Consider the following 26,589-nt stretch of genomic DNA (forward strand, 5'->3'; position numbering starts at 1 on the left):
CGCCATGAACACCGCCGCAGCATTTGCCGACTTTCGTACCTATCCGTTGATCAGCGCGCTGACTGGTGTGCAGACCCTGGCGGACCGTGTTCTGGTGAAGTGGGCCGACAATCGCGTCAGCCCTTTCCACCATCAATGGCTGCGGGATAACTGCCCGTGCCCGCAGTGCGTCTACACCGTGACCCGCGAGCAAGTGCTGGAAATCGTCGATGTGGCTCAAGATCTGATGCCCGATAACGCCCGTATAGACAGCGATGGCTGCCTGGCAGTGGATTGGCAGGACGGCCACGGCAGCCGCTTCGATCCTGGCTGGCTGCGCGCCCATGCCTATGACGACGAATCCCGCGCCGAGCGTCAGCAGCGCAAGCCTGAAGCCAGGCTCTGGCACAGCGATTTGCAGTTGCCGGTGTTCGAGTATCAAGCGCTGATGAACGACTCCGACGCTCTGTTGCAATGGCTGCTGGCCGTGCGGGATGTCGGGTTGACCCAGGTCCGTGGCGTGCCTACCGAGCCCGGTTCCCTGAAGCTGATCGCCCAACGGATTTCCTTCATCCGCGAGAGCAATTTCGGCGTGCTGTTCAACGTGCAATCCAGGGCCGACGCCGACAGCAACGCCTACACCGCCTTCAACCTGCCGCTGCACAGCGACTTGCCGACCCGGGAGTTGCAACCGGGACTGCAATTCCTGCATTGCCTGGTCAATGACGCCGAGGGAGGCGAGAGCATTTTTGTCGACGGATTTGCCATTGCCGACGCCTTGCGCCGGGAAGATCCGGAGGCTTTCAAAAGCCTCTGCGAAATCCCCGTGGAGTTTCGCAACAAGGATCGTCACAGCGACTACCGCTGCCTGGCACCGATCATTGCCCTGGATGCGTTGGGGCAGGTGTCGGAAATCCGCATGGCGAACTTTCTGCGCGGGCCGTTCGATGCATCGGTGGAGCAGATGCCCAAGCTGTATCAGGCCTACCGGCGCTTTATCGCGATGACCCGCGAGCCTCGATTCAGGTTGATGCAGCGGCTCAATCCCGGGGAGCTGTGGTGCTTCGACAACCGCCGCACCCTGCATGCCCGCAACGCCTTCGACCCCGCCACCGGGGCGCGGCACTTCCAGGGCTGCTATGTCGACCGGGATGAGTTGTTGTCACGGATTCTGGTGTTGCAACGCTAGACCGCGTCATCGTTCATCGTCGGAACGCCGCCCGGAGCAAGCCCGCTCCCACATTCGATCGCATTCCCCCTGACAGGACTCGGTCAACTGTGGGAGCGGGCTTGCTCGCGAAAGCGGTCTATTTATCGACACAAAACCCATTGATTCACAAACAAAAAAAAGCCCCGATCAAGCCGTGACAGGATCGAGGCAGAGGGTACTGTTGAGGAGCTGCCGTGGCGAGGGTGACCAAACCTTCGTGAAGCGAGCTGAGTCCAGTGTGCCCCCTCCTTTGGCCGACAAGTTGCCCGAAAACGACCTGTTCATAGCCAATGCTGCCATTGCGACAATTCGTCCTTGCCGACACCCGGCACCCCTACCAGAATCGAACCACGACACCGTTCCCTGAAGAAGGATTGCGTCATGATGCACGCCGATTTGATAGACCAGGAAGACCTGTTGGGCCAGCTCAAGTCGTTGGGATTCAACGTGCCCAACGGAGCCACCGCCGAGCAGGCTTGCGAGTGCGTGGTAAGGGGCTTGGACGATGCTCGAGCGTATGAACTTCGCAAGATGGTCAAGGAGATGTACACCAGCAGCGCGACGATCCTGCCGGCAGTGCGCCAGGCCATCGACAAACAATTGCTGCCGGCGTTGTCGGAGTACCAGCAAAGCCACACAGGCCGATAAAAAGCCTTCGCGAGCAAGCCCGCTCCCACAGGGCTTTGTGTCGAGAACAAAATTGATGTTCTGACACAGAACCTGTGGGAGCGGGCTTGCCCGCGAATGAAGGCGCTGCGGTCTAGAGCCTTACACTGGCAAACGTCGACTCATTGCGCGCCTGGCTCAGCGCCGACAACGGCCCGGACAACGGCGACAGCACCAGCGCTTGCGGCAGCGGCATCATCGCCACTTGCTGCGTGGTGTTGGACCCTACGCGCTCGTCACGCGGCGGAATGCCGAAGTATTCGCGGTAGCACTTGGAGAAGTGCGGCGTGGACACAAAGCCACAGACCGACGCCACTTCGATGATCGACATCGGTGTTTGCTTGAGCAGCTGGCGCGCGCGGATCAAGCGCAGTTTCAGGTAGTAACGCGACGGCGAGCAGTGCAGGTATTTCTGGAACAACCGCTCGAGCTGACGACGGGACACCGCGACATACACCGCCAGTTCATCCAGGTCGATCGGCTCTTCGAGGTTGGCTTCCATCAACGCGACGATTTCCTGCAACTTCGGCTGGTTGGTGCCGAGCATGTGCTTGAGCGGCACACGCTGGTGATCCTGCTCGTTGCGGATGCGCTCGTAGACGAACATTTCCGAAATGGCCGCCGACAGCTCACGACCGTGATCGCGGCTGATCAAGTGCAGCATCATGTCCAGCGGCGCTGTACCGCCGGAGCTGGTGAAACGGTTACGGTCGAGGGTGAACAAGCGGGTGCTCATCGCTACACGAGGGAAAGCTTCCTGCATCGCCGCCAGGCATTCCCAGTGCACGCTGCAATCAAAACCGTCGAGCAGGCCGGCGCAGGCCAAAGCCCAACTGCCGGTGCACACCGCACCGAGGCGGCGGGACTGGCGGGCCTGGCTTTGCAGCCATGACACGTGTTCGCGAGTAACAGTGCGCTGGATGCCGATACCGCCGCACACGATGACGGTGTCCATTGGCGGAGCTTTGTGCATGGAAGCGTCGGGGGTGATCTGCAGGCCGTCACTGGCCCAGACCTGGCCGCCATCGACGGTGAGGGTGGTCCAGCGATACAGCTCGCGACCGGACAGCTGGTTGGCCATGCGCAGGGGTTCCACTGCGGAGGCCAGAGAAATCAGCGTGAAATTGTCCAGCAGCAGAAAGCCGATGGATTGAGGCGCACGGTTCTGGGGTTGGGCCCCGGAGTTGAACGTCGTCATCGCGGTATCTCCTCACACAAAGCGGGTGATGGCCTCAGGCGGAGGCTCTTTTTATTGCCATCGTTCTCGCGTGGGAGACGGGCTTTGTAATGACAGAGCAATTGCCATGCCTAAATTTGAATGCGCGTTCAATAACTCCTAAAAACGACGTCGGAATGTGTCTACATATGTCTTGCAGGGCAGAGGGATTTAAATGGCCATCAGGACTGGCAAGCGCCACGGCCCACAAGCTGTGAGCAATTCGGTAGCACTTGTGGGAACGGCGTTGCGCCGCGATGGAAAGGAGTGTCACCGCAGGCACGGGTGACGGGCGGTCGAAGGCCGATTGACCCTCGATCAGTGGCAAGCCGATTTATCTGTGAGCGACGCGCTAAAAGGTGGCGCGTTTTCGAGCGGGTGTTCATTTAACGCGCAATTTTGACTGGTCTGGCCTCTTCGCTGGCAAGCCAGCTCCCACAGGGATTTGTGGTGTGATCAAGATATCAGCTACACCGAAGAACCTGTGGGAGCTGGCTTGCCAGCGATGAATTCAGCGCGGTGTCAACACTCCACAGCACTCACCGCCAACCCACCCCGCGATGTCTCCTTGTATTTGTCATGCATGTCGGCACCGGTATCGCGCATGGTGCGGATCACCCGATCCAGCGAAATAAAGTGCTGGCCATCGCCCCGCAAAGCCATTTGCGCAGCGTTGATCGCTTTCACCGCGGCAATCGCGTTGCGCTCGATGCACGGCACCTGGACCAGTCCGCCCACCGGGTCGCAGGTCAGGCCGAGGTTGTGCTCCAGACCAATCTCCGCCGCGTTGCACAATTGCTCGGGCGTGGCGCCAAGGATTTCCGCCAGCCCGGCTGCCGCCATGGCGCAGGCCGAACCGACTTCGCCCTGGCAACCGACTTCGGCACCGGAGATCGAGGCGTTCTTCTTGCACAGGATTCCCACCGCCGCCGCGCTGAGGAAATAGTCGACGACATTGGCGTCGGTCACGGCCTCGCTGAATTTCATGAAGTAGTGCAGTACTGCCGGAATGATCCCCGCCGCGCCGTTGGTCGGTGCCGTGACCATGCGCCCGCCAGCGGCGTTTTCTTCGTTGACCGCCAGGGCGAACAGGTTGACCCACTCCATGGCGCTCAAGGTCGAGCCGATCACGTTGGGTTTGTTCAGTTCCTGCAGGCTGCGATGCAGCTTGGCCGCACGCCGGCGCACGTTCAGCCCGCCGGGCAGGATGCCTTCATGTTTGAGGCCTTGCTCGACGCAATCCTGCATAGCGCGCCAGAGCTTCATCAGGCCGCTGCGGATTTCATCCTCGCTGCGCCACACCCTCTCGTTGGCCATCATTAATTCAGCCACGCGCAGCTTGTGTTTTTTGCACAGTTCCAGCAGCTCGGCAGCGCTGGAAAAGTCATAAGGCAACACGGTGCGGTCGAGGTCGACGACACCGCTGGAGGCCTGCGCCTCATCGACGACAAAACCGCCGCCGACCGAATAGTAGGTGTCGCGATACAACTCGCCGTCATCACCCTCGACAATCAGGGTCATGGCGTTGGGATGGAATGGCAGGTTCTCGTCGATCAGGCGCATGTCCCGGGCCCAGATGAAGGGCACCGGCAAGCGACCGTCGAGCAGCAGCGTATCGGTCTCGCGCAGAGTGGCGATACGAATGCCGATTTGCGACGGATCGATCGCATCCGGCCACTCGCCCATCAGGCCCATGATCACGGCATTGTCGCTGCCGTGGCCGATACCGGTGGCCGACAACGAGCCGAACAGCTGGACTTCGACACGCCGCACTTGCTCAAGCAACCCGCGCTCGCGCAGGCCCTGCACAAACAACGCCGCCGCCCGCATGGGCCCCACGGTGTGTGAACTGGAAGGACCGATGCCGATTTTGAACAGGTCGAAAACACTGATAGCCATTACTGCCGAACTCCTGGATGGGCCCACTGCGCACGCAAAAGCGCACGGTGACGGAGCTGCTACGCTCAAGCTGCAATCCGCCGAGATGACCGCATCATCTAGCTTTTATCCAGTTGTTCGACGTCTCTAACCGACGCACTCATGCCCACCAGCGCCGCGTGTCTTTTACGCTGTGTTTTCGCCGTTTTTTTGCGGTTCAGAGAGGGAAATCGGGCTGAAAAAATCTGTAAACGACGTCACCGACACTGGATGCGACCATCCCTGTACTGGATACGACGCACCCTGTAGGCGTCAGATTTTCACTGGTACATGATCATATCGACTCGATTGCAAGGCGACGTGGTAGAGCTGTCTCCAGAACGCCATCCAACCGCAACCTATAAGTGCGGTGGTCCAGTCGGAACACTGCCAAAAAAAACACCAAGGAGTCCATCCATGAAAGGTTCCCCGTCGTTGTTGTTGGCCGCCATGCTTAGTCTGCCGGTTCTGGCGCAAGCCGCAGAGCCGGCGCAGTGCAGTACCGTAAACTTCTCCGATGTCGGCTGGACCGACATCACCGCGACTACCGCGACCACCAGCGTTGTGCTCAACGCCCTCGGCTACAAGACCAAGACCACCATGATTTCCGTGCCCGTGACCTACAAGTCCCTCGCCGACGGCAAGAACATGGACGTGTTCCTGGGCAACTGGATGCCGACCATGGAAAACGACATCAAGGCCTACCGCGATGCCGGCACCGTGGAAACCGTGCGCACCAACCTCAAGGGCGCCAAGTACACCCTCGCCGTCCCTCAGGCGCTGTACGACAAGGGCCTGCATGACTTCGCCGACATCGCCAAATTCAAGAAAGAGCTCGATGGCAAGATTTACGGCATCGAGCCTGGCAACGACGGCAATCGTCTGATCCAGAGCATGATCGACAAGGATGCCTTCGGCCTGAAGACCGCCGGTTTCAAAGTCGTCGAATCCTCCGAAGCCGGCATGCTGTCGCAGGTCGACCGCGCGCAGAAACGCGACACCGCCGTGGTGTTCCTCGGCTGGGCGCCGCACCCGATGAACAAGCGCTTCAAGATTCAATACCTGACCGGTGGTGATGACTTCTTCGGCCCGGATTTCGGTGCCGCCACTGTGGCGACCAACACCCGCAAGGGCTATGCGCAGGAGTGCGGCAACGTCGGCCAGTTGCTGAAGAACCTGGAGTTCACCGTCGACATGGAAAGTGAACTGATGGGCAACATCCTGGACGACAAGATGAAGCCTGACGCGGCCGCCAAGGCCTGGCTGAAAAAGAATCCACAGGTGCTCGATACCTGGCTCGCTGGCGTGACCACCATTGACGGTAAACCTGGCCTGGAGGCCGTGAAAGCCAAACTGACGCCTTGAATTAGGGAGCATCGTTTATGCCGGGCAGGTTCGCCTGCCCGGGCTGTTAATTACCTTGCATGCGGACGTTCACTACCATGCTGATTGATCAGAAAATACCCCTAGGCCAGTACATCGCAGGCTTCGTTGAATGGTTGACGCAACACGGCGCCAGCACCTTCGACGCCATCGCCGTGACACTGGAAACGATGATCCACGGCGTGACGTTTGCGCTGACCTGGTTCAACCCGCTGGCATTGATCGGCCTGATCGCACTGCTCGCCCACTTCATCCAGCGCAAATGGGGCCTGACCGCCTTTGTCGTTGCCTCTTTCCTTCTGATCCTCAATCTGGGGTACTGGCAGGAAACCATGGAAACCCTCGCCCAGGTGCTGTTCGCCACCCTGGTCTGCGTGGTCATCGGCGTGCCGCTGGGCATCGTCGCCGCGCACAAGCCGATGTTCTATACTTTAATGCGTCCGGTACTCGATCTGATGCAGACCGTACCGACCTTTGTGTACCTCATTCCTACCCTCACCCTCTTCGGGCTGGGTGTGGTACCGGGCCTGATCTCCACGGTGGTGTTCGCCATCGCTGCGCCGATCCGCCTGACCTACCTGGGCATCCGCGATGTCCCGCAAGAACTGATGGACGCCGGCAAGGCCTTCGGCTGCTCGCGTCGCCAATTGCTCTCAAGGATCGAACTGCCCCACGCCATGCCGAGCATCGCGGCCGGTATCACCCAGTGCATCATGCTGTCTCTTTCGATGGTGGTGATCGCGGCACTGGTGGGTGCCGATGGCCTGGGCAAACCGGTGGTCAACGCACTGAACACTGCTGATATCGCCTTGGGCTTCGAAGCAGGCCTGGCGATCGTACTGCTGGCGATCATGCTCGACCGTATCTGCAAACAACCCGACGCCAAAGTAGGGGGTGATGCATGAGCATTATTCGCTTTGATAACGTTGACGTTATCTTCTCCAAGGATCCACGCGAGGCTCTCAAGCTGCTGGATCAGGGCATGACCCGTAACGAAATCCTGAAAAAGACCGGGCTGATCGTTGGTGTTGAAAAAGCCAGCCTGGACATCGAAAAAGGTGAAATCTGCGTACTGATGGGCCTGTCCGGTTCCGGCAAGTCCAGCCTGTTGCGCTGCATCAACGGTCTGAACACCGTTAGCCGCGGCAAGTTGTTCGTCGAGCACGAAGGCAAGCAGATCGACATTGCCTCCTGCACCCCGGCAGAACTGAAAATGATGCGCACCAAGCGCATTGCGATGGTGTTCCAGAAGTTCGCCCTGATGCCTTGGCTGACAGTGCGCGAAAACATCAGCTTTGGCCTGGAAATGCAGGGTCGTCCGGAAAAGGAACGACGCAAACTGGTGGACGAAAAGCTTGAGCTGGTGGGCCTGGCCCAGTGGCGCAACAAGAAACCCGATGAGCTGTCCGGTGGTATGCAGCAACGTGTGGGCCTGGCCCGTGCGCTGGCGATGGACGCCGACATTCTGCTGATGGACGAACCGTTCTCGGCCCTCGACCCGCTGATCCGTCAGGGCTTGCAAGACGAACTGCTGGAACTGCAACGCAAGCTCAGCAAGACGATCGTATTCGTCAGCCACGACCTCGATGAGGCACTGAAACTGGGCAGCCGCATCGCGATCATGAAAGACGGCCGGATCATTCAGTACAGCAAGCCGGAAGAAATCGTCCTCAACCCCGCGGACGATTACGTGCGGACCTTCGTGGCCCACACCAACCCGCTGAACGTACTGTGCGGTCGCAGTCTGATGCGCACCCTGGACAACTGCAAACGCATCAACGGTTCGGTGTGCCTGGATCCAGGCGGCGACTCGTGGCTGGACCTGGCCGATGGCAACACCATCAAGGGCGCTCGCCAGAACGGCTCTGCGCTGGACTTGCAGAACTGGGTACCGGGTCAGGCCGTTGAAGGCCTGGGTCGTCGCCCAACCCTGGTGGACTCGAACATCGGCATGCGCGATGCGCTGCAGATTCGTTATCAGACCGGCAACAAACTGGTGCTGCACGACAACAACCACGTAGTGGGGATTCTGGGCGACAGTGAGCTGTATCACGCACTGCTCGGCAAGAACCTGGGGTAAGGCAACAGACACAAAAACGCCGCGAGAGAATCGCGGCGTTTTTGTTTATGGGATATCGGGTCAAACAGCTTTGCGGCTGATGGCCCCTTCGCGAGCAAGCCCGCTCCCACAGGTTGACCTAGTTCTAACAGAGGAATGCGGTCGAATGTGGGAGCGGCGGTGCGACGATTCGACTTGCTCGCGAAGGGCGCAACGCGGTGCTTCAGACAGAAACACCGCGCCCTATTGCTACTTAGCTGTAAACCCGGCCAAGAAGCTGCCGATGGCTTTCAAACTGATCGAGCACGTCACGGGTGATCTGATCCTGGGTGAAGCCCATCAAATCGTAGTCCTGGCTGCCGTTGTGCAGGTACACCTCGGCACGGTAGTAACGCTGACGCGCCTCATCGGACTGAGCCGACTCGGTTGGCGTGGCCAGGTAACCGTCCAGGCTCACTTCGTAGACGAAAGGGTTGCCCTCTTCCATCTCGACCCGTACGCCCATGCAACGCTTGGACTTGCCCAGCAGTGTCTGAACCTCCAGACCTTGAGCACGCATTTGCGCCGTCGCATCTTGCAATGCCGGGCTGACATGCTTGTCCATGAAGCGCTGCACCACTGACTGGCTCGGCTGCAAGTCCAGCTGGGTCAAACGCTCGCTGAAACCACGACGACCGCGTGCCGCCAGTTCCGCTTGCTCCTGTTCGATCTGCACGTCCTGGCGCATGGCCTTGTGCAAGCCGAACATGAAGAACACCAGCACCACCGAGAACGGCAGACCGGCCAGCACCACCATGGTTTGCATGGCTTCGAAGTTGCCGGCGAACAGCAGACCGATGGTCACCAGGGTGATCACCGCCGACCAGAAGATCCGCAGCCAGTGCGGCGCATCCTCATCGACATTGCCGCCCTTGCACGAAAGGTTGGCCATCATCACCGCGCCGGAGTCCGCCGGGGTCAGGAACAGCACGAAACCGACAAAGATCGACACGCCGATCACAACCTTCGACGCCGGGTAATGCTCAAGCAACTGGTAGATCGCCATGGACGGCTGTTCCAGCGCCGTCTTCCCGAGCTCCACCGCCCCATGGTTCATCACCAGGTCCAAAGCCGAGTTACCGAAGATCGACAGCCACGCCAGGGTGAAACCCAGCGGGATCAGCAGTACGCCGGCCACCAGCTCACGCACCGTGCGACCACGGGAAATACGCGCGATGAACATGCCCACGAATGGCGCCCAGGAAATCCACCAGGCCCAGTAGAACAGGGTCCACAGACCCAACCAGCGGTCGGACTTCTCACTGTCGCCTTCGTACACATACAGATCAAAGGTCTTCAGCACCACGCCGTTCAGGTAATCACCGACGTTTTGTACGAAGCCGTTGAGCAGGTGCAGGGTCGGGCCGAACAACAGCACGAAAATCAGCAGGCCGCTGAACAGCACGATGTTCAGATTGGACAGACGGCGGATGCCGTTTTCCACGCCCGACACGGCAGCGATGGTCGCCACGGTGCTCATCACGATGATCACGATCAGCAGGTTGGTGTTGCTGTGTTCCATGCCGAACAGGTTCTCCAGCCCCGACGACACTTGCAGTGAACCGATCCCCAGGTTCGTCACCAGCCCCAGCAGGGTCACGAACATGCCGAAGCCGTCCACCGCATGCCCGGCCGCGCCCTTGACCCAACGCTCGCCCACCAGCGGATACAACGCCGAACGCAACGCCAGCGGCTGGTTATGCCGGTAGGCAAAATACGCCACGGCCAAACCTACCAGCGCGTAGATCGCCCAGCCATGCAAGCCCCAGTGCAGGAACGTCAGTTGAACGGCCTGACGGGCGGCAAGGTTGCTGCCGGCCACGCCTTCCGGCGGGTTGAAGTAATGGTCCAGGGGCTCCGACGCGCCGAAGTACAGCAGCGAGATGCCGATACCCGAGGAGAACAGCATCCCCGCCCAGGCGCCGTAGCTGAAGTCCGGGGTGTCGTCCTTGCTGCCCAGTTTCAGTTTGCCGTAGGACGAAAACGCCAGGCCGACGACAAAAATCAGGTAGGCGGCAATCACCACCATGTAGTACCAGCCGAAGCTGCGGGACAACCAGGCTTGCGCCGTACCCAGCATTCTGCCGGCCTCTTGCGGGGCGATGATCAGAATGGCGGTCAACAACAGAATCAACGCGGTAGAGGTGTAGAACACCCAACCGTTGACCGTCACCTTCTCGGGTGGGGTCTTTATTAGCGAGGCAGAACTCATGGCACAGATGCTCCGGGCAGTGCGAGAGAAGAACGCAAGACAAACGAGTTACCCGACCAATCGGTTAGTGGGCAGCCGACCGGCGGGTGATATAAAGACAGCCCGAAAAAAGCCCGAAGACCTTGAGACGCCGTGGCGTATAGGCTTCGAGCCGTTTCGGATGTCGGTTTGCCGCCATTTACATGTAGGAAAAATCTGTAAGCAGCGACGATTTGTCGCAGATCTTATTCTTTGTTGATTGAACGTTCAATCAAAACAAAATAGACTGGCCCTCAAGCCGATGGACGTTCTGCGTCTGCCGGAAGGCCTAAGGAGATGTGCAAGATGCCCAAGGTCGGTATGCAACCCATCCGCCGCCAGCAATTGATCGAAGCCACTTTGCAGGCCGTCGATCAGGTCGGAATGGGGGACGCCAGCATTGCGCTGATCGCCCGTTTGGCCGGTGTCTCGAATGGCATCATCAGTCACTACTTTCAGGACAAGAACGGCCTGATTGCCGCCACCATGGGGTACCTGATGACCGTCCTGAGCGAGAACGTCACCCTGCGCCGACAGGCGCTGACAGATGACAGCCCGCGGGCGCATCTGCAGGTGATCATCGAAGGCAACTTCGACGCCAGCCAGGTCAATGGCCCGGCAATGAAAACCTGGCTGGCCTTCTGGGCCACCAGCATGCACCAGCCGTCTTTGCACAGGTTGCAGCGGATCAACGATCACCGTCTGTATTCCAACCTGTGCTGCCAGTTCCGCCGCGTGCTGCCGCTCAATGATGCGCGCAGCGCCGCCCGGGGCCTGGCAGCGTTGATCGACGGTTTGTGGTTGCGCGGCGCGCTGTCGGGAGATGCTTTCGACACCGAGCAGGCGCAACAGATTGCTTACGAATACATGGATACCCAACTGGCCAAGCGGGTGAGTTAGAGCACACATAAACGCTCAACCACCGAACCGCGCCAGCCACTTAATGCTCTTGCGAGGACTTTATGGCCCGTTTCGAACTGCAAAAACTCTACATCGATGGCGCGTACAGCGACGCCAGCAGCGACGCCACTTTCGAAGCCATCAACCCGGCTAACGGTGAAGTCCTCGCAAAAGTACAACGCGCAACCAAGGAAGACGTAGAGCGCGCCGTAGTCAGCGCCGAAAAGGGCCAGAAAATCTGGGCTGCGATGACCGCCATGGAGCGTTCGCGCATCCTGCGTCGCGCCGTGGAAATCCTGCGTGAGCGCAACGACGAACTGGCCGCCCTGGAAACCCTGGACACCGGCAAGGCCTACTCCGAAACCCGCTACGTCGACATCGTCACCGGCGCCGACGTGCTGGAATACTACGCAGGCCTGGTACCGGCCATCGAAGGCGAGCAGATTCCGCTGCGCACCACTTCGTTCGTCTACACCCGTCGCGAGCCGCTGGGCGTCGTGGCCGGTATCGGCGCGTGGAACTACCCGATCCAGATCGCCCTGTGGAAATCCGCACCGGCCCTGGCCGCCGGTAACGCGATGATCTTCAAGCCGAGTGAAGTCACCTCGCTGACCACCCTGAAACTGGCCGAGATCTACACCGAAGCCGGCGTGCCAAACGGTGTGTTCAACGTCTTGACCGGCAGCGGCCGTGAAGTCGGCACCTGGTTGACCGAGCACCCGCGCATCGAGAAAGTCTCGTTCACCGGCGGCACCGACACCGGCAAGAAAGTCATGGCCAGCGCTTCGAGCTCTTCGCTCAAGGACGTGACCATGGAACTGGGCGGCAAATCCCCGCTGATCATCTGCGACGACGCCGACCTTGATCGCGCAGCCGACACCGCGATGATGGCCAACTTCTACAGCTCCGGCCAGGTTTGCACCAACGGCACTCGCGTGTTCGTACCGGCCCACCTGAAAGCCGCTTTCGAAGCCAAGATCGCCGAACGCGTTGCGCGCATCCGCATCGGCAACCCGGAAGACGAAAACACCAACTTCGGCCCGTTGGTCAGCTTTGCGCACATGGAAAGCGTGCTGGGCTACATCGCCAAGGGCAAGGAAGAAGGTGCCCGCCTGCTGTGCGGCGGTGAGCGCCTGACCGACGGCGAATTCGCCAAGGGTGCGTTCGTGGCGCCGACCGTGTTCACCGACTGCACCGACGACATGACCATCGTGCGTGAAGAAATCTTTGGCCCGGTCATGGCGATCCTCTCCTACGAAACCGAAGAAGAAGTGATCCGTCGCGCCAACGACACCGACTTCGGCCTGGCCGCCGGTATCGTCACCCGCGACCTGAACCGCGCCCACCGCGTGATTCATCAACTGGAAGCCGGTATCTGCTGGATCAACGCCTGGGGCGAGTCCGACGCGAAGATGCCGGTTGGCGGCTACAAGCAGTCGGGTGTCGGCCGTGAGAACGGCATCAGCTCGCTGAACAACTTCACCCGCATCAAATCGGTACAGGTCGAGCTGGGCGATTACGTCTCGGTGTTCTAAGACGCCCCCGCACAACCTGTAGCAGCTGCCGAGGCACGAGGCTGCGTTGGGCTGCGCAGCGGCCCCACGAGGGCGGTCCTGCGGACACGCAACGCAGCCTCGTACCTCGGCAGCTGCTACAGGCGACCTGACCAACTTCAAAGAGGGTGCATTCAATGTCCCAAGAATTCGACTACATCATCATCGGTGCCGGCTCGGCCGGTAACACCCTGGCGACCCGTCTGACCGAAGACGCCGGCGTCACCGTCCTGCTGCTCGAAGCGGGCGGCCCGGACTACCGTTTCGACTTCCGCACGCAAATGCCTGCGGCCCTGGCGTTCCCGCTGCAAGGCCGCCGCTACAACTGGGCCTACGAAACCGATCCAGAGCCACACATGGACGGTCGTCGCATGGAATGCGGTCGCGGCAAGGGCCTGGGCGGTTCCTCGCTGATCAACGGCATGTGCTACATCCGCGGCAACGCCATGGACTACGACGGCTGGGCGAAACTGCCAGGCCTGGAAGACTGGTCGTACCTGGACTGCCTGCCGTATTTTCGTAAAGCGGAAACCCGCGACATCGGCCCGAACGACTACCACGGTGGCGACGGCCCGGTCAGCGTGACCACGCCGAAAGCCGGCAACAACCCGCTGTTCCACGCCATGGTTGAAGCCGGCGTGCAAGCCGGTTACCCGCGCACCGAAGACTTGAACGGCTACCAGCAGGAAGGCTTCGGCCCGATGGACCGCACCGTGACGCCGAAAGGCCGTCGTGCCTCCACCGCCCGCGGTTACCTGGACGTTGCCAAGAAGCGTTCGACCCTGACCATTGTCACCCACGCCCTGACCGACAAGATCCTCTTCGAAGGCAAGCGTGCGGTCGGCGTGCGTTACCTGGTCGGCGCCGCTGAAGAGCGCGTTGAAGTCAAGGCACGCAAGGAAGTACTGCTGTGCTCCGGCGCCATCGCTTCACCGCAGATCCTGCAACGCTCCGGCGTCGGTCCGGCCGAGCTGCTGAACAAGCTCGACATTCCGGTGGTCCACGACCTGCCGGGCGTTGGTGAAAACCTGCAGGATCACCTTGAGCTGTACCTGCAATACGCTTGCACCCAGCCAGTTTCGCTGTACCCGTCGCTGCTCCTGCACAACCAGCCGGCCATCGGTGCCGAGTGGCTGTTCAACGGCACCGGCATCGGCGCCAGCAACCAGTTCGAAGCCGGCGGTTTCATCCGTACCCGTCCGGAATTCGAATGGCCGAACATCCAGTACCACTTCTTGCCGGTAGCGATTAACTACAACGGCAGCAACGGTGTGAAAGAGCACGGCTTCCAGGCACACATGGGCTCCATGCGTTCGCCAAGCCGCGGGCGTATCCAGGCCAAGTCCAAGGACCCGCGCCAGCACCCGAGCATCCTGTTCAACTACATGGCCACCGAGCAGGACTGGCAGGAATTCCGCGACGGCATCCGCCTGACCCGTGAAATCATGCAACAGCCTGCATTGGATGCCTTCCGCGGTCGCGAGATCAGCCCGGGCATCGAGGTGCAAACCGATGAGCAGTTGGACAAGTTCATTCGCGAGCACGCTGAAACCGCGTTCCACCCGTCCTGCTCGTGCAAGATGGGCACCGACGAAATGGCCGTGGTCGATGGCGAAGGTCGCGTGCACGGCATGCAAGGCCTGCGTGTGGTCGATGCCTCGATCATGCCGATCATCACCACCGGCAACCTCAACGCACCAACGATCATGATGGCCGAGAAAATCGCCGACAAGATCCGTGGCCGCAAGCCGTTGCCGCGCAGCACTGCCACTTACTATGTGGCGGGTGAAGCGCCGGTGAAGGGCAAGCCTGTGCGGGAATTGAGCCAGATCGCTTAACAACCGTTAAACCGCGGTGCGGCCTTCGCGAGCAAGCCCGCTCCCACACTAGATTTTCGGTGAATACAGATTTTGTATACACCCAGATCAAATGTGGGAGCGGGCTTGCTCCGGGCGGCGTTCCGACGAAGGGGCCCGGTCAGGCAACACCTCTCCCCCGGCAATCACTCGCAAGTCCGATCCAAACTTGATCCTCCCCCCTCGCAAGCCTAATCTAGCGCCACGCAATCGTTTCACCCCTCCCCTCGCAGCACCGCGCCATCGCCACTCCATTTCCAGGAGGTTCACGAATGTTCGATTTCCATCCCCAGCTCAAGCAGCGCTTCGCTGCCTTGCGCACGGGTGCAGAATTCTTTTCCCTGCGTTATGTGCGCGAATCCGGGCAGTACCTGTCGGTGCGCAAGAACGTCGCCGAACCGCCAAGCCTTAGCCGTGACGAAGGGGCGATGCTGACCGTTCGGGTCAACGGCGTCGAGGCCTATGCGGCCACCAACGACCTGTCGCAACAGGGCCTGCAAGCCGCCCTCGAACGCGCCGAACTCCAGGCCCGTCGACTCAAGCCCCACGCCCTGCTGGACCTGCGCGAGCAGGCTGTTTCCAGCGACCGCGCCGATTACTTTTCACCCAACCTCGACCAGGCGTTCCCGCCCCTGAGCGACTGCTACCAGTTGCTCGGCGCCGAATCCGCCGCCGTACCCAAGGACGAGCGACTGGTGAACTGGCAGGTCAGTCTCGGCATCACCCACGTTGAGCAGATCTACCTCAACAGCGCCGGTGCCGAATTGCGCCAGGCCCAACGTTTTGTGTACCCCGGTCTGGACGTCACGGCCTACGACGGCAACGACAGCCAGACCCGCAGTCTTGGCCGCGAGAATTTCGGCCAGCAAGGCGCGGCGGACGTCATCAGCCGCTGCGGCCTGATCGGTGCCGCTGCCCAGGTGGCCGATCAGGCCCTGCAATTGCTCCTGGCGCCGAACACTCCGCAAGGCAAGCGCGACCTGCTGCTGATGCCCGACCAGATGATGCTGCAAATCCACGAGTCCATCGGCCATCCGCTGGAGCTGGACCGCATCCTCGGCGACGAACGCAACTACGCCGGCACCAGTTTCGTCAAAGCCGAAGATTTCGGCCGCCTGCAATACGGTTCCGGCCTGCTCAACGTGACCTTCGACCCGGACATCCCCGAAGAGCTCGCCAGCTACGGCCATGACGACGACGGCACGCCCGCCAGCAAACAGTTCCTGATCCGCGAAGGCCTGTTGCTGCGTCCGCTGGGCGGTGCGTTGTCGCAATTTCGCGCCGGCATGGACGGCGTCGCCAACAGCCGCGCCTGCGGCTGGAACCGCCCGCCGATCGACCGCATGGCCAACCTCAACATCGAGCCGGGCGATCAGTCCATCGAGCAGTTGATCGGCGGCATCGAACACGGCGTGCTGATGTCGACCAACCGTTCATGGTCGATCGATGATGCGCGCAACAAATTCCAGTTCGGCTGCGAGTGGGGCCAACTGATCGAATACGGCGAACTCAAGGGCGTGGTAAAGAATCCCAATTACAGGGGCATCTCCGCACAGTTCTGGAAAAGCCTCAGCGCTGTCGGCGATGCCAGTACCTTCAAGGTCCTCGGCACACCGAACTGCGGCAAGGGCGAACCGAACCAGGTGATCCGCGTCGGCCACGCGTCGCCGGCCTGCGTGTTCAGCAACGTTGATGTATTCGGAGGAGACGCCTGATGAATCCTTCAAAAAGCCAGGCCGCGTCGTTCAAGGCGTTGGTCAACAGCCTGCGTGCAGCGCTTCACGAGCCCGAGCAGTTCACCCTCAGCTACGCCGCCGAGTCGTCGGCCTTCGTGCGCTTCAACCACGCCAGGGTGCGCCAGGCCGGTCAGGTGCAGCAGGCGAGTATCGGCCTGAAACTGATCAACGAAGGCCGCCATGCCGACCTGAACATCACCCTGGCCGGCGATCCCCAGGTTGATCTGCAACGTTTGACCGAAGGCCTGCAACAGCTGCGGGAAACCTTGCCGCTGCTGCCTCAGGATCCTTACTTGCTGCTCAACTACAACGGCTGGCAGAGCAACAACGTGCAGTCGCATCCGCTGCCGGACACCGAACAGGTGGTCGAGCAAATCACCCAGGCCGCCGAAGGCCTGGATCTTGTCGGGTTCTACGCTGCCGGGCCGATCAGCCGTGGCTTTGCCAGTTCTTCGGGCGCCTTCGGCTGGCATCAGGCCAACAGTTTCAACTTCGACTTCAGCCTGTTCCACGAGAACGGCCAGGCCGTGAAAGCCAGCTACGCCGGGCACGACTGGAACAGCGAAGGCTTTGCCAGGCGCTTCCAGCAAGCCCGCGAGCAGCTTGAGTTTCTGGGCCGGCCGCTGCGCACTTTGCCGCCCGGCCAGTACCGCGCCTACCTGGCACCGGCGGCGCTGGAAGAAATCATGGGCATGCTGTGCTGGGGCGGTTTCTCGGCACAGTCGATTGCCAGCAAAAGCAGCCCGCTGCAAAAGCTCTACGGTGGCGATAGCGCGTTCAGCCCGCTGGTCTCGCTGGATGAAAAAGTCAGCGGGTCGCTGAGCCCGGCGTTTTCCGATGAGGGTTACCCGCGCAGCGATCTGGGGTTGATCGTCGACGGCAAGGCCGGGGCACGACTGGTCGGCTCGCGCAGTGCTGCCGAATACGGCTTGACCGCCAATGGCGCCAGCGGCGGTGAATCACCGAGCGCGTTGAACATGAAGGCCGGGGCATTGCCTGACGCGGACATCCTCAAGCAACTGGGCACGGGGCTGTACATCAGCAACCTGTGGTACCTGAACTTCTCGGATCAACCGGCCGCACGCCTGACCGGCATGACCCGGTTTGCCACATTCTGGGTCGAGAACGGAGAGATTCAGGCGCCGGTCAACACCATGCGTTTCGATGACAGCGCCTTCAGCCTGCTCGGTTCGCAACTGGAAGCGTTGACCGCAGAGCGGGAGTTATTGCTGTCGGCGAGTACCTACAGCCAGCGGGCGACGGCTTCGGCGTTGTTGCCGGGGGCACTGGTCAGTCGACTGACCTTGACGCTGTAAACACCTTGTAGCAGCTGGCGAAGCCTGCGTCCGAGGACGCAGTCCTCGCAAATCCGGCCACCGGGCTCCAGCCGGAGAAAAACATTGGCGGGATTTACGACTGCTTCGCAGCCGAACGCAGGCTTCGCCAGCTGCTACAGGGTTTATCGTTTTGCGGACTGTTTCATCTCAACCAACAAGAGGTCCCATGCCCAACCGCCCGCCTCTCGACGCTGTGACCGCCCGCTGGATACCCTGGGTCGTCGCCATTGCCTTCTTCATGCAGTCCCTCGACGGGACTATCCTCAACACCGCCCTGCCCGCCATGGCCCGAGACCTGGCCGAAGATCCATTGCGCATGCAGGGCGTGATCATCGCCTACATGCTCACGGTCGCCTTGCTGATTCCCGCGTCCGGCTGGATCGCCGATCGCTTCGGCACCCGTAAAATTTTCTTCAGTGCGATTCTGCTGTTCAGCCTCGGCTCGCTGCTCTGCGCATTGTCGAGCAGCCTGAGCATGCTGATCGGGGCCCGGGTGATCCAGGGCCTGGGCGGCGCGTTGATGTTGCCGGTTGGGCGGTTGGTGGTGTTGCGCGCCTATCCGCGTTCGGAACTGGTGCGGATCATGGGCTTCATCACCATTCCCGGGCTGCTCGGCCCCTTGATCGGCCCGACGATGGGCGGCTGGATGGTGCAATACCTGACCTGGCACTGGATCTTTCTGATCAACCTGCCGGTGGGACTGGTCGGTTGCTACGCCGTGTGGAAATTCATCCCGGACCTGCGCGGTTCCGAACGCACGCGCTTCGATAGCCTGGGCTTCGTGCTGTTCGGCGCGGCGATGATTCTGATCACCATCGCCATGGAAGGCCTGGGTGAATTGCACCTGCCGCACCTGCGGGTGATGCTGCTGCTGTTCGGTGGCATGGCGTGCCTGGCGGCATACTGGCTGCGTGCCGGGCATATCGAGAACCCGTTGTTCGCGCCGTCGCTGTTCAAGACCAGGACCTTTGCCGTGGGCATTCTCGGCAACCTGTTCGCACGCCTCGGCAGCGGCGCCCTGCCCTTTCTGGTGCCGTTGTTGCTGCAAGTGGCGCTGGGCTATTCGCCGTCCCAGGCCGGGATGAGCATGCTGCCGCTGGCGGCGGCGGCGATGATCGCCAAGTGGGTGGCGCGGCCGTTGATCGAACGCCTGGGTTACCGCATCGTGCTCACCGGCAACACCCTGGCGCTGGGGATCATGCTGGCGAGCATGGGCCTGGTCAGCGAACAGACGCCGTACTGGCTGCTGCTGTGCCTGCTGGCGATCCTTGGCGCGATCAACTCCTTGCAGTTCACCGCAATGAACACCGTGACCCTGATCGACCTCGACGATGCCAGCGCCAGCAGCGGCAACAGCCTGCTGTCGGTGGTCGCGCAATTGTCCCTGAGCCTGGGCGTGGCCTGTGCCGGTGCGCTGCTCGGCGGCTTTACGGCGGAAATTGGAAATGACGGCGTGGAGACGGTACTGGGCGCATTCCAGCTGACGTTTGTGACTGTCGGGATCATGGCGATGCTGGCCGCGACAATCTTCTCGCAACTTTCACCAAAGGATGGCCGACGGATGGTCAGCCGCGGGCACGACATAGAGCACTGACTTGTAGCAGCTGCCGAGGCACGAGGCTGCGTCGGGCTGCGTAGCGGCCCCGGAGGGCGGTCCTGCGGACACGCAACGCAGCCTCGTGCCTCGGCAGCTGATACGACTATTCGTCCAGAATTTGCAGGTGAAGAGCACGGGACTGGTACACTGCGCGACATTTTGTTTTGCAGGCCAGTCCCGTGACCACCATCGCCACCGAATTTAATACTTTGCCGCTGTCCGCCGCCATGCTGGCTAACCTCGACTCCCTCGGTTATGCCCAGATGACGCCGATCCAGGCGCAAAGCTTGCCGGTGATCCTCAAGGGGATGGACCTGATCGCCCAGGCCAAGACCGGCAGCGGCAAGACCGCCGCCTTCGGCATCGGCCTGCTGAACCCGATCAATCCGCGTTACTTCGGTTGCCAGGCGCTGATCCTGTGCCCGACCCGCGAGCTGGCGGATCAGGTCGCCAAGGAAATCCGTCGCCTGGCCCGTGCCGAAGACAACATCAAGGTCCTGACCCTGTGCGGCGGCGTGTCCCTCGGCCCGCAGATCGCTTCGCTGGAACACGGCGCGCACATCATCGTCGGCACCCCGGGGCGCATCCAGCAGCACCTGCGCAAGGGTTCGCTGGTACTCCACGGCCTGAACACCCTGATCCTCGACGAAGCCGACCGCATGCTCGACATGGGTTTCTACGATTCCATCGAAGAAATCATCATGCAGGCCCCGGAGCGCCGCCAGACCCTTCTGTTCTCCGCCACCTACCCGGTAGGCATCAAGCAGTTGGCCTCGAAGTTCATGCGCAACCCGCAGCAGGTGAAGGCCGAGGCGTTCCACGACGACACGCAGATCGAGCAGCGCTTCTACGAGATTTCCCCGGATGACCGCATGAGCGCGGTGACCAAGGTACTTGGTCACTTCCGCCCGGCCTCCTGCGTGGCCTTCTGCTTCACCAAGCAGCAGGTTCAGGAAACCGTCGATCACCTGACCGCCAAAGGCATTTCCGCCGTCGGCCTGCACGGCGATCTGGAACAGCGTGACCGCGACCAGGTACTGGCGATGTTCGCCAACCGCAGTACTTCGGTGCTGGTGGCGACAGACGTCGCCGCCCGCGGCCTCGACATCGACTCGCTGGACATGGTGATCAACGTCGAGCTGGCCCGTGATTCGGAAATCCACATTCACCGTGTCGGCCGTACTGGTCGCGCCGGTGAGAAAGGCCTGGCGATCAGCCTGGTGGCGCCGTCCGAAGCGCAGCGCGCCCAGGCTATCGAGCAATTGCAGAAGACACCGTTGACCTGGGATCAGGTGGACAACCTCACTTCCAAGGGTGGTGGTCCGCTGTTGCCGCAGATGAGCACCCTGTGCATCGCTGCCGGCCGCAAGGACAAGGTTCGTCCAGGCGACATTCTTGGCGCACTGACCGGTGACGCCGGCATCCCCGGTGCCCAGGTCGGCAAGATCGCGATTTTCGACTTCCAGGCCTATGTGGCCGTGGAGCGTGGCGTCGCCAAGCAGGCCTTGCAGCGTTTGAACGACGGCAAGATCAAGGGCCGTTCGTTGCGCGTGCGTATCCTTTAAGAACTGCGTACATCCCCTGTGGGAGCGGGCTTGCCCGCGATAGCGGACTTACAGACAACATCGATGTTGAATGTACTGGCCCCATCGCGGGCAAGCCCGCTCCCACATTGTTCGTCGGTGAATTTGAAATTTGTGTGAGGACACCGTTTTGCGCTCTACCGAAGTCGTGATCATTGGCGCTGGCGCCGCAGGGTTGATGTGTGCACTGACTGCCGCCGGGCGCGGGCGCAAGGTGTTGTTGCTCGACCATGCCAACAAGGCCGGCAAGAAAATCCTGATGTCGGGCGGTGGCCGCTGCAATTTCACCAACATGTACACAGAACCGGGCAATTTCCTCTCGCAGAACGCGCACTTCTGCAAATCCGCCCTGGCCCGTTATACCCAGTGGGACTTCATCGGCATGGTGGCCAAGCACGGCGTGCCGTACCACGAGAAAAAACTCGGTCAGCTGTTCTGCGATAACAAATCCAGCGACATCCTCGAAATGCTGCTGAACGAGTGCGATCAGGTCGGCGTCAGCCTGCACCTGGACACCTCGATCCAGACCATCGAGAAACTCGAGCAGGGCTATTTGCTGGACACTACGCTCGGCCAAATCACCTGTGAATCCCTGGTGATCGCCACCGGCGGCCTGTCGATCCCGACCCTGGGCGCCACCGGTTTCGGCTACCAGGTGGCCAGGCAGTTCGGCCACGAGCTGCTGCCGACCCGCGCCGGCCTGGTGCCATTCACCATCACCGATCAGCTCAAGGCCTTGTGCACCGAGCTGTCCGGTACCTCGGTGGATTGCCTGGTGAGCTGCAACGACCAGAGCTTTCGCGAGAACATCCTCTTCACCCACCGCGGCCTCAGCGGCCCGGCGATTTTGCAGATCTCGTCGTTCTGGGAATCCGGCGATACCGTCGAGATCAACCTGCTGCCGGATCACGACGTACCGAGCTGGCTGCAACAGCAACAGGCCGAACGCCCCAACAGCGAGCTGAAAACCCTGCTCGGTGAAATCTTCACCAAGAAGATGGCCAACCTGCTGGCGGACAACTGGTTCGTCTCCAAACCGATGAAGCAGTACACCCACGCGGAACTGGCCGATATCGCAGAGAAACTGGCGAGCTGGAAAGTCGTGCCCGCCGGCACCGAAGGCTATCGCACCGCCGAAGTGACCCTGGGCGGCGTCAACACCAATGAAGTGTCGTCCAAGACCATGGAATCGCTGAAAAGCCCGGGGCTGTATTTTATCGGTGAAGTGCTGGATGTGACCGGACATCTGGGCGGGTTCAACTTCCAGTGGGCGTGGGCTTCCGGTTACGCCGCCGCGCAGTACGTCTGACAAACACAAATCAAAATGTGGGAGCGGGCTTGCTCGCGAAGGCGGTGTGTCAGTCGGCAGAGATATCGGCTGACAGATTGTATTCGCGAGCAAGCCCGCTCCCACATTTGTCATGCGTGAAGCTCAAAGGAACAGATTTTGCTGTCTGATGTGATCGGCGCCATTGCGTCGGCGTCATTAGTGGCTCAATTTAGCGTCATTGCCTCGGAAGGCCTTCGCATTTCATGTCATCGACTTCGTTCCGCCAGTCTCTGCGTCGCCTTTGGGCGCTGGATAAATTCAGCTACAGCGTACGGGTATTCATTGCCCTGACCGGCACCATGGCGCTGTGTTGGTATCAGGATGAAATGGGCCTGTTGATCCCGTTGTTCCTGGGGATTATCGCCAGTGCCCTGGCCGAGACCGACGACAGCTGGCAGGGCCGTCTCAACGCGCTGGCCGTGACGCTGGTGTGTTTCGCGGTTGCCGCCCTTTCCGTTGAACTGCTCTTTCCCTACCCCTCGCTGTTTATCATCGCCTTCGCCCTGGCCGCGTTCTGCCTGACCATGCTCGGCGCCTTGGGCGAGCGCTATGGCGCGATTGCCTCGGCGACGTTGATCCTGTCGGTCTACACCATGATCGGCGTGGACCAGCGTGGCGGTGCGGTCACCGATGTCTGGCACGAGCCGTTGCTGCTGGTGGCCGGCGCAGCCTGGTACGGCGTGCTCTCGGTGTTGTGGCAGGCGCTGTTTTCCAATCAGCCGGTGCAACAGAGCCTGGCACGCCTGTTCCGCGAACTGGGCTTTTACCTGAAGCTCAAATCCTCGCTGTTCGAGCCGATCCGGCAGATGGACGTGGAGGCGCGGCGCCTGGAATTGGCCCAGCAGAACGGCCGGGTGGTGGCGGCATTGAATGCCGCCAAGGAGATCATCCTGCATCGGGTCGGCAACGGTCGCCCGGGGTCGAAAGTCAGCCGCTATCTGAAACTGTACTTCCTCGCCCAGGACATCCACGAACGCGCCAGTTCGTCGCACTACCCTTACAACGCCCTGGCCGATGCCTTCTTCCACAGCGACGTGCTGTTCCGCTGCCAACGCCTGCTGCGCCAGCAAGGCAAGGCCTGCCGGGCCCTGGCCGAATCGATCCAGATGCGCCAGCCGTTCACCTATGACGCCAGTTTCGCCGAAGCCCTGAGCGACCTCGATGCCTCCCTCGAACACCTGCGCATCCAGAGCAACCCGGCCTGGCGCGGCTTGCTGCGTTCACTGCGGGCACTGGCGGCCAACCTCGGTACTCTCGACCGCCTGCTCAGCGATGCCAGTAACCCCGACGCCCTGGCCGACGCCACCGACAGCAGCCTGCTCGACCGTTCGCCGCGCAGCCTCAAGGACGTGTGGCTTCGCTTGCGCACGCAGCTGACGCCGACCTCGCTGCTGTTCCGCCATGCCCTTCGATTGCCCCTGGCGTTGAGCATCGGCTACGCCATGGTGCATTTGATTCACCCGTCCCAAGGCTACTGGATCATCCTCACCACGCTGTTCGTCTGCCAGCCGAACTACGGCGCCACCCGCCGCAAACTCGGTCAGCGGATCATCGGCACCGCCATCGGCCTGACCCTGGCCTGGGCGCTGTTCGACCTGTTCCCGAACCCGCTGATCCAGTCGTGTTTCGCCATTGCCGCCGGGGTGGTGTTCTTTACCAATCGCACCACCCGCTACACCCTGGCGACGGCCGCGATCACCCTGATGGTGCTGTTCTGCTTCAACCAGGTGGGTGACGGTTACGGGCTGTTCCTGCCACGGCTGTTCGATACTTTGCTCGGCAGCCTGATCGCCGGGTTGGCGGTGTTCCTGTTCCTCCCGGACTGGCAGGGCCGACGCCTGAACAAGGTGCTGGCCAACACCCTGGCCTGCAACAGCATTTACCTGCGCCAGATCATGCAGCAATACGCGGCGGGCAAAAGCGACGACCTGGCTTACCGCCTGGCTCGCCGCAACGCGCACAACGCCGACGCTGCGCTGTCGACCACGCTGGCCAACATGCTGATGGAGCCAGGGCATTTCCGAAAAGAAGCGGACGTGGGTTTCCGCTTCCTGGTGCTGTCACACACGCTGCTCAGCTACCTGTCGGGCCTTGGCGCGCACCGGGAAACCCAGCTGCCGGCGGACGTACGCGAGCACTTGATCGAAGGGGCCGGGGCGAAACTGGCCGCCAGCATCGACGCAATCGCCCAAGGGCTGGCGAGCAAGTCTTCGATCGAGATTCAGAGCGATGAAGAAGAGGCACTGGCCAATGAACTGGAACAGATGCCGGATGAAATCGATGAGGGTCAGCGGTTGGTGCAGACGCAACTGGCGCTGATCTGCCGGCAGTTGGGGCCGTTGAGGACATTGGCGGCGCATCTCATCAAGGACACCAGTGAGGAATGAGATCTGCGTTGTCTGAGCGGGCCCCTTTGCGGGCAAGCCCGCTCCCACACTGGATTTACGTCGCTCACAGAACCCCTGTGGGAGCGGGCTTGCCCGCGAAGAGGCCATCAACAACAGCGCAGAACCCAGATCTGTCCACTCACATCCCATGCTGCTTCATCAACTTGTCATAACTCCCGTCCACCTTCATCGCCGCGATCTCCCGGTCGAAACCGGCGACGATCCGCGCATGCTCGGGATTCTTCAGGCTGACCATGATATGCAGGCTGTTCTCGCTTAATGGCTTGGGCAGGAATTCCACGGCGTTTCGCACCTTGGGCGACTCACGGGCCAGGTAGTAGCGGGCGACGAATTCATCTTCCAGTGTCAGCTTGACCCGGTCGGCCGCGAGCATGCGCACCGCCATGGCGAAACTGTGCACGGGGATTTTCTGCAATGAGTCGTCGTTGTCGAACGGGGGCGAATAAGCGTATCCACGCACGATGGCAATCGGATAGGTGTGCAATTGCTGCAGGTTGTTGAATTCGATGGGCGAGTCTTTGCGCTTGAGAAAGCGCACGCGATTGAGCAGGTACTCGCCGGAGAACTGGCCAAGCCTGGTCCGTTCCTCCGAGTACCAGGCGTTGACCAGCACGTCGTATCGGCCCTCGCCCAATCCCATCAAGGCCCGTGCCCAGGGCACTTGCTCGAATTCACTGGCATAGCCGGCCCTGGCGAGCGCGGTACTGACTATGTCCGTCGCCAGACCACCGTTGACGAGCGTGGCATCGGTAAAGGGTGGCCAGACATCAGCGACCAGCCGCAGCTTTTCCGCTGCCGCTCCCTGAACCAGCAACAGCAATCCAATCAAGGCAAAAGCTCGATGCATTCGCGGCATGCCAGAAATCCTTAGCGGGCGGGTTGCCCGACGTGTTTTCAGCCAAAACCCCAAAGCCCCTGTACCGGCGAGGCCCGGGTACTCAACATTAGCTCATCGAAGCCATAGCACAGCGCTTCGATCCAGATTACACAAAGAAGACATCCGCGCGAAAAATGAATGATGGCATTTTGGCCTTTATCACAGATTCTCCCGCCATAAAGACTTCTGGCGTGAGTGCGCTTAGTATCGGAACGACGTTTTCAGGGAATCAAAACATGACAGTCGATTGGATCTGCAAACACCACAGTGACCTGGGCAAGGAGCAGCTGTACGCCATTTTGCAGTTGCGCGCAGAAGTGTTCGTCATCGAGCAAAAGTGCGTTTATCAGGATATTGATGGCCAGGACCTGGAAGGCGACACCTGCCACGTGATGGCCTGGGACGGTAACCAGTTGGTGGCCTACCTGCGCCTGCTCGACCCGCAATCACAGGGCGGCGACGTGGTGATCGGGCGTGTGATCGTTGCCCCGCAGGCACGTGGCACGGGCCTTGGGCATGAGCTGATGGATCAGGCGTTGAAACAGATCGAGAAGTACTGGCCAGGCCTGCCGGTCTACCTTTCGGCCCAGGCGCATTTGCAGGGGTATTACGGGCGCTATGGGTTTGTCGTGGCGGGTGAGGAGTATGTGGAAGATGGTATTCCACACATTGGCATGCGTCGTCCGTAAGGGCCTCTTCGTCGGAACGCCGCC

General features: G+C 61.0%; 19 protein-coding genes. 15 read left to right on the top strand and 4 right to left on the bottom strand.

The genetic code is table 11. The features are described from left to right. Window positions 1–4 precede the first annotated feature (4 nt). Together AC07W4_RS05925 and AC07W4_RS05930 are read left to right on the top strand one after the other, a co-directional pair. Window positions 5–1,168 carry a gamma-butyrobetaine dioxygenase gene (locus AC07W4_RS05925; RefSeq protein ID WP_495031822.1) on the top strand — a complete coding sequence of 388 codons (1,164 nt, stop codon included), beginning with the start codon at window positions 5–7 and terminating at the stop codon, window positions 1,166–1,168. Window positions 1,169–1,570: 402 nt separating this feature from the next. After that, complete coding sequence (locus tag AC07W4_RS05930; RefSeq protein ID WP_008046290.1) at window positions 1,571–1,837, top strand: hypothetical protein; 267 nt, start codon at window positions 1,571–1,573, stop codon at window positions 1,835–1,837. A 112-nt stretch (window positions 1,838–1,949) separates the two neighbouring features. Here AC07W4_RS05930 and gbdR read toward each other — a convergent pair whose 3' ends face one another. Next, a complete protein-coding gene (gene gbdR, locus AC07W4_RS05935; RefSeq protein WP_007975492.1) occupies window positions 1,950–3,053 on the bottom strand; it encodes a choline metabolism transcriptional regulator GbdR in 1,104 nt (367 codons plus the stop codon). A gap of 540 nt (window positions 3,054–3,593) precedes the next feature. Further along, a complete protein-coding gene (locus tag AC07W4_RS05940; RefSeq protein ID WP_495031823.1) occupies window positions 3,594–4,970 on the bottom strand; it encodes an L-serine ammonia-lyase in 1,377 nt (458 codons plus the stop codon). A gap of 435 nt (window positions 4,971–5,405) precedes the next feature. Between AC07W4_RS05940 and AC07W4_RS05945 the strand changes: the two genes are divergently transcribed. From AC07W4_RS05945 to choV, 3 genes are all read left to right on the top strand, one after another. Then, window positions 5,406–6,353, top strand: a complete 948-nt coding sequence (locus AC07W4_RS05945) for a choline ABC transporter substrate-binding protein (protein ID WP_008046286.1) — start codon at window positions 5,406–5,408, stop codon at window positions 6,351–6,353. A 77-nt stretch (window positions 6,354–6,430) separates the two neighbouring features. Next, complete coding sequence (choW, locus tag AC07W4_RS05950; protein WP_008046285.1) at window positions 6,431–7,276, top strand: choline ABC transporter permease subunit; 846 nt, start codon at window positions 6,431–6,433, stop codon at window positions 7,274–7,276. Next, entirely contained in the window at window positions 7,273–8,451 is a 1,179-nt protein-coding gene (gene choV / locus AC07W4_RS05955; protein ID WP_008046284.1) for a choline ABC transporter ATP-binding protein, read from the top strand. Before choW ends, choV begins: the two co-directional genes overlap by 4 nt. 232 nt (window positions 8,452–8,683) lie before the next feature. Here the strand turns inward: choV and AC07W4_RS05960 are convergent, their stop codons facing one another. Beyond that, on the bottom strand, window positions 8,684–10,624 hold the full coding sequence (locus AC07W4_RS05960) for a BCCT family transporter (RefSeq protein WP_238538752.1): 1,941 nt from the start codon (window positions 10,622–10,624) through the stop codon (window positions 8,684–8,686). A 381-nt stretch (window positions 10,625–11,005) separates the two neighbouring features. Between AC07W4_RS05960 and betI the strand changes: the two genes are divergently transcribed. The 9 genes from betI to yccS all read left to right on the top strand — a co-directional run bounded on the left by betI (window position 11,006) and on the right by yccS (window position 24,978). Next, on the top strand, window positions 11,006–11,599 hold the full coding sequence (gene betI / locus AC07W4_RS05965) for a transcriptional regulator BetI (RefSeq protein WP_007985937.1): 594 nt from the start codon (window positions 11,006–11,008) through the stop codon (window positions 11,597–11,599). A 62-nt stretch (window positions 11,600–11,661) separates the two neighbouring features. Continuing rightward, a complete protein-coding gene (gene betB / locus AC07W4_RS05970; RefSeq protein ID WP_495031824.1) occupies window positions 11,662–13,134 on the top strand; it encodes a betaine-aldehyde dehydrogenase in 1,473 nt (490 codons plus the stop codon). Window positions 13,135–13,289: 155 nt separating this feature from the next. Continuing rightward, window positions 13,290–14,990 (top strand): choline dehydrogenase, encoded by a 1,701-nt coding sequence (gene betA, locus AC07W4_RS05975; protein WP_495031825.1) that lies wholly within the window; start codon window positions 13,290–13,292, stop codon window positions 14,988–14,990. A gap of 290 nt (window positions 14,991–15,280) precedes the next feature. After that, window positions 15,281–16,723, top strand: a complete 1,443-nt coding sequence (locus tag AC07W4_RS05980; protein ID WP_495031826.1) for a TldD/PmbA family protein — start codon at window positions 15,281–15,283, stop codon at window positions 16,721–16,723. Next, on the top strand, window positions 16,723–18,060 hold the full coding sequence (locus AC07W4_RS05985; RefSeq protein WP_495031827.1) for a TldD/PmbA family protein: 1,338 nt from the start codon (window positions 16,723–16,725) through the stop codon (window positions 18,058–18,060). The genes AC07W4_RS05980 and AC07W4_RS05985 overlap by 1 nt, the downstream gene beginning before the upstream one ends. 187 nt (window positions 18,061–18,247) lie before the next feature. Beyond that, a complete protein-coding gene (gene mdtD / locus AC07W4_RS05990; RefSeq protein WP_495031828.1) occupies window positions 18,248–19,675 on the top strand; it encodes a multidrug transporter subunit MdtD in 1,428 nt (475 codons plus the stop codon). Between the two features lie 230 nt (window positions 19,676–19,905). After that, a complete protein-coding gene (gene dbpA / locus AC07W4_RS05995; protein ID WP_230853210.1) occupies window positions 19,906–21,243 on the top strand; it encodes an ATP-dependent RNA helicase DbpA in 1,338 nt (445 codons plus the stop codon). 148 nt (window positions 21,244–21,391) lie between these two features. Continuing rightward, the gene (locus AC07W4_RS06000) at window positions 21,392–22,570 is read left to right on the top strand and encodes a BaiN/RdsA family NAD(P)/FAD-dependent oxidoreductase (protein ID WP_008050233.1); all 1,179 of its coding nucleotides are present in this window, start codon (window positions 21,392–21,394) and stop codon (window positions 22,568–22,570) included. Between the two features lie 224 nt (window positions 22,571–22,794). Beyond that, window positions 22,795–24,978 (top strand): YccS family putative transporter, encoded by a 2,184-nt coding sequence (gene yccS / locus AC07W4_RS06005; protein WP_495031829.1) that lies wholly within the window; start codon window positions 22,795–22,797, stop codon window positions 24,976–24,978. 139 nt (window positions 24,979–25,117) lie between these two features. Here yccS and AC07W4_RS06010 read toward each other — a convergent pair whose 3' ends face one another. Beyond that, the gene (locus AC07W4_RS06010) at window positions 25,118–25,855 is read right to left on the bottom strand and encodes a substrate-binding periplasmic protein (protein ID WP_495031830.1); all 738 of its coding nucleotides are present in this window, start codon (window positions 25,853–25,855) and stop codon (window positions 25,118–25,120) included. 257 nt (window positions 25,856–26,112) lie between these two features. On the opposite strand from AC07W4_RS06010, the gene AC07W4_RS06015 reads away from it, so the two are divergent. Beyond that, window positions 26,113–26,565 carry a GNAT family N-acetyltransferase gene (locus AC07W4_RS06015; protein ID WP_495031831.1) on the top strand — a complete coding sequence of 151 codons (453 nt, stop codon included), beginning with the start codon at window positions 26,113–26,115 and terminating at the stop codon, window positions 26,563–26,565. The last annotated feature ends 24 nt before the right edge of the window (window positions 26,566–26,589 follow it).

The organism is Pseudomonas sp. GW821-FHT02A08 (genome assembly GCF_059422045.1).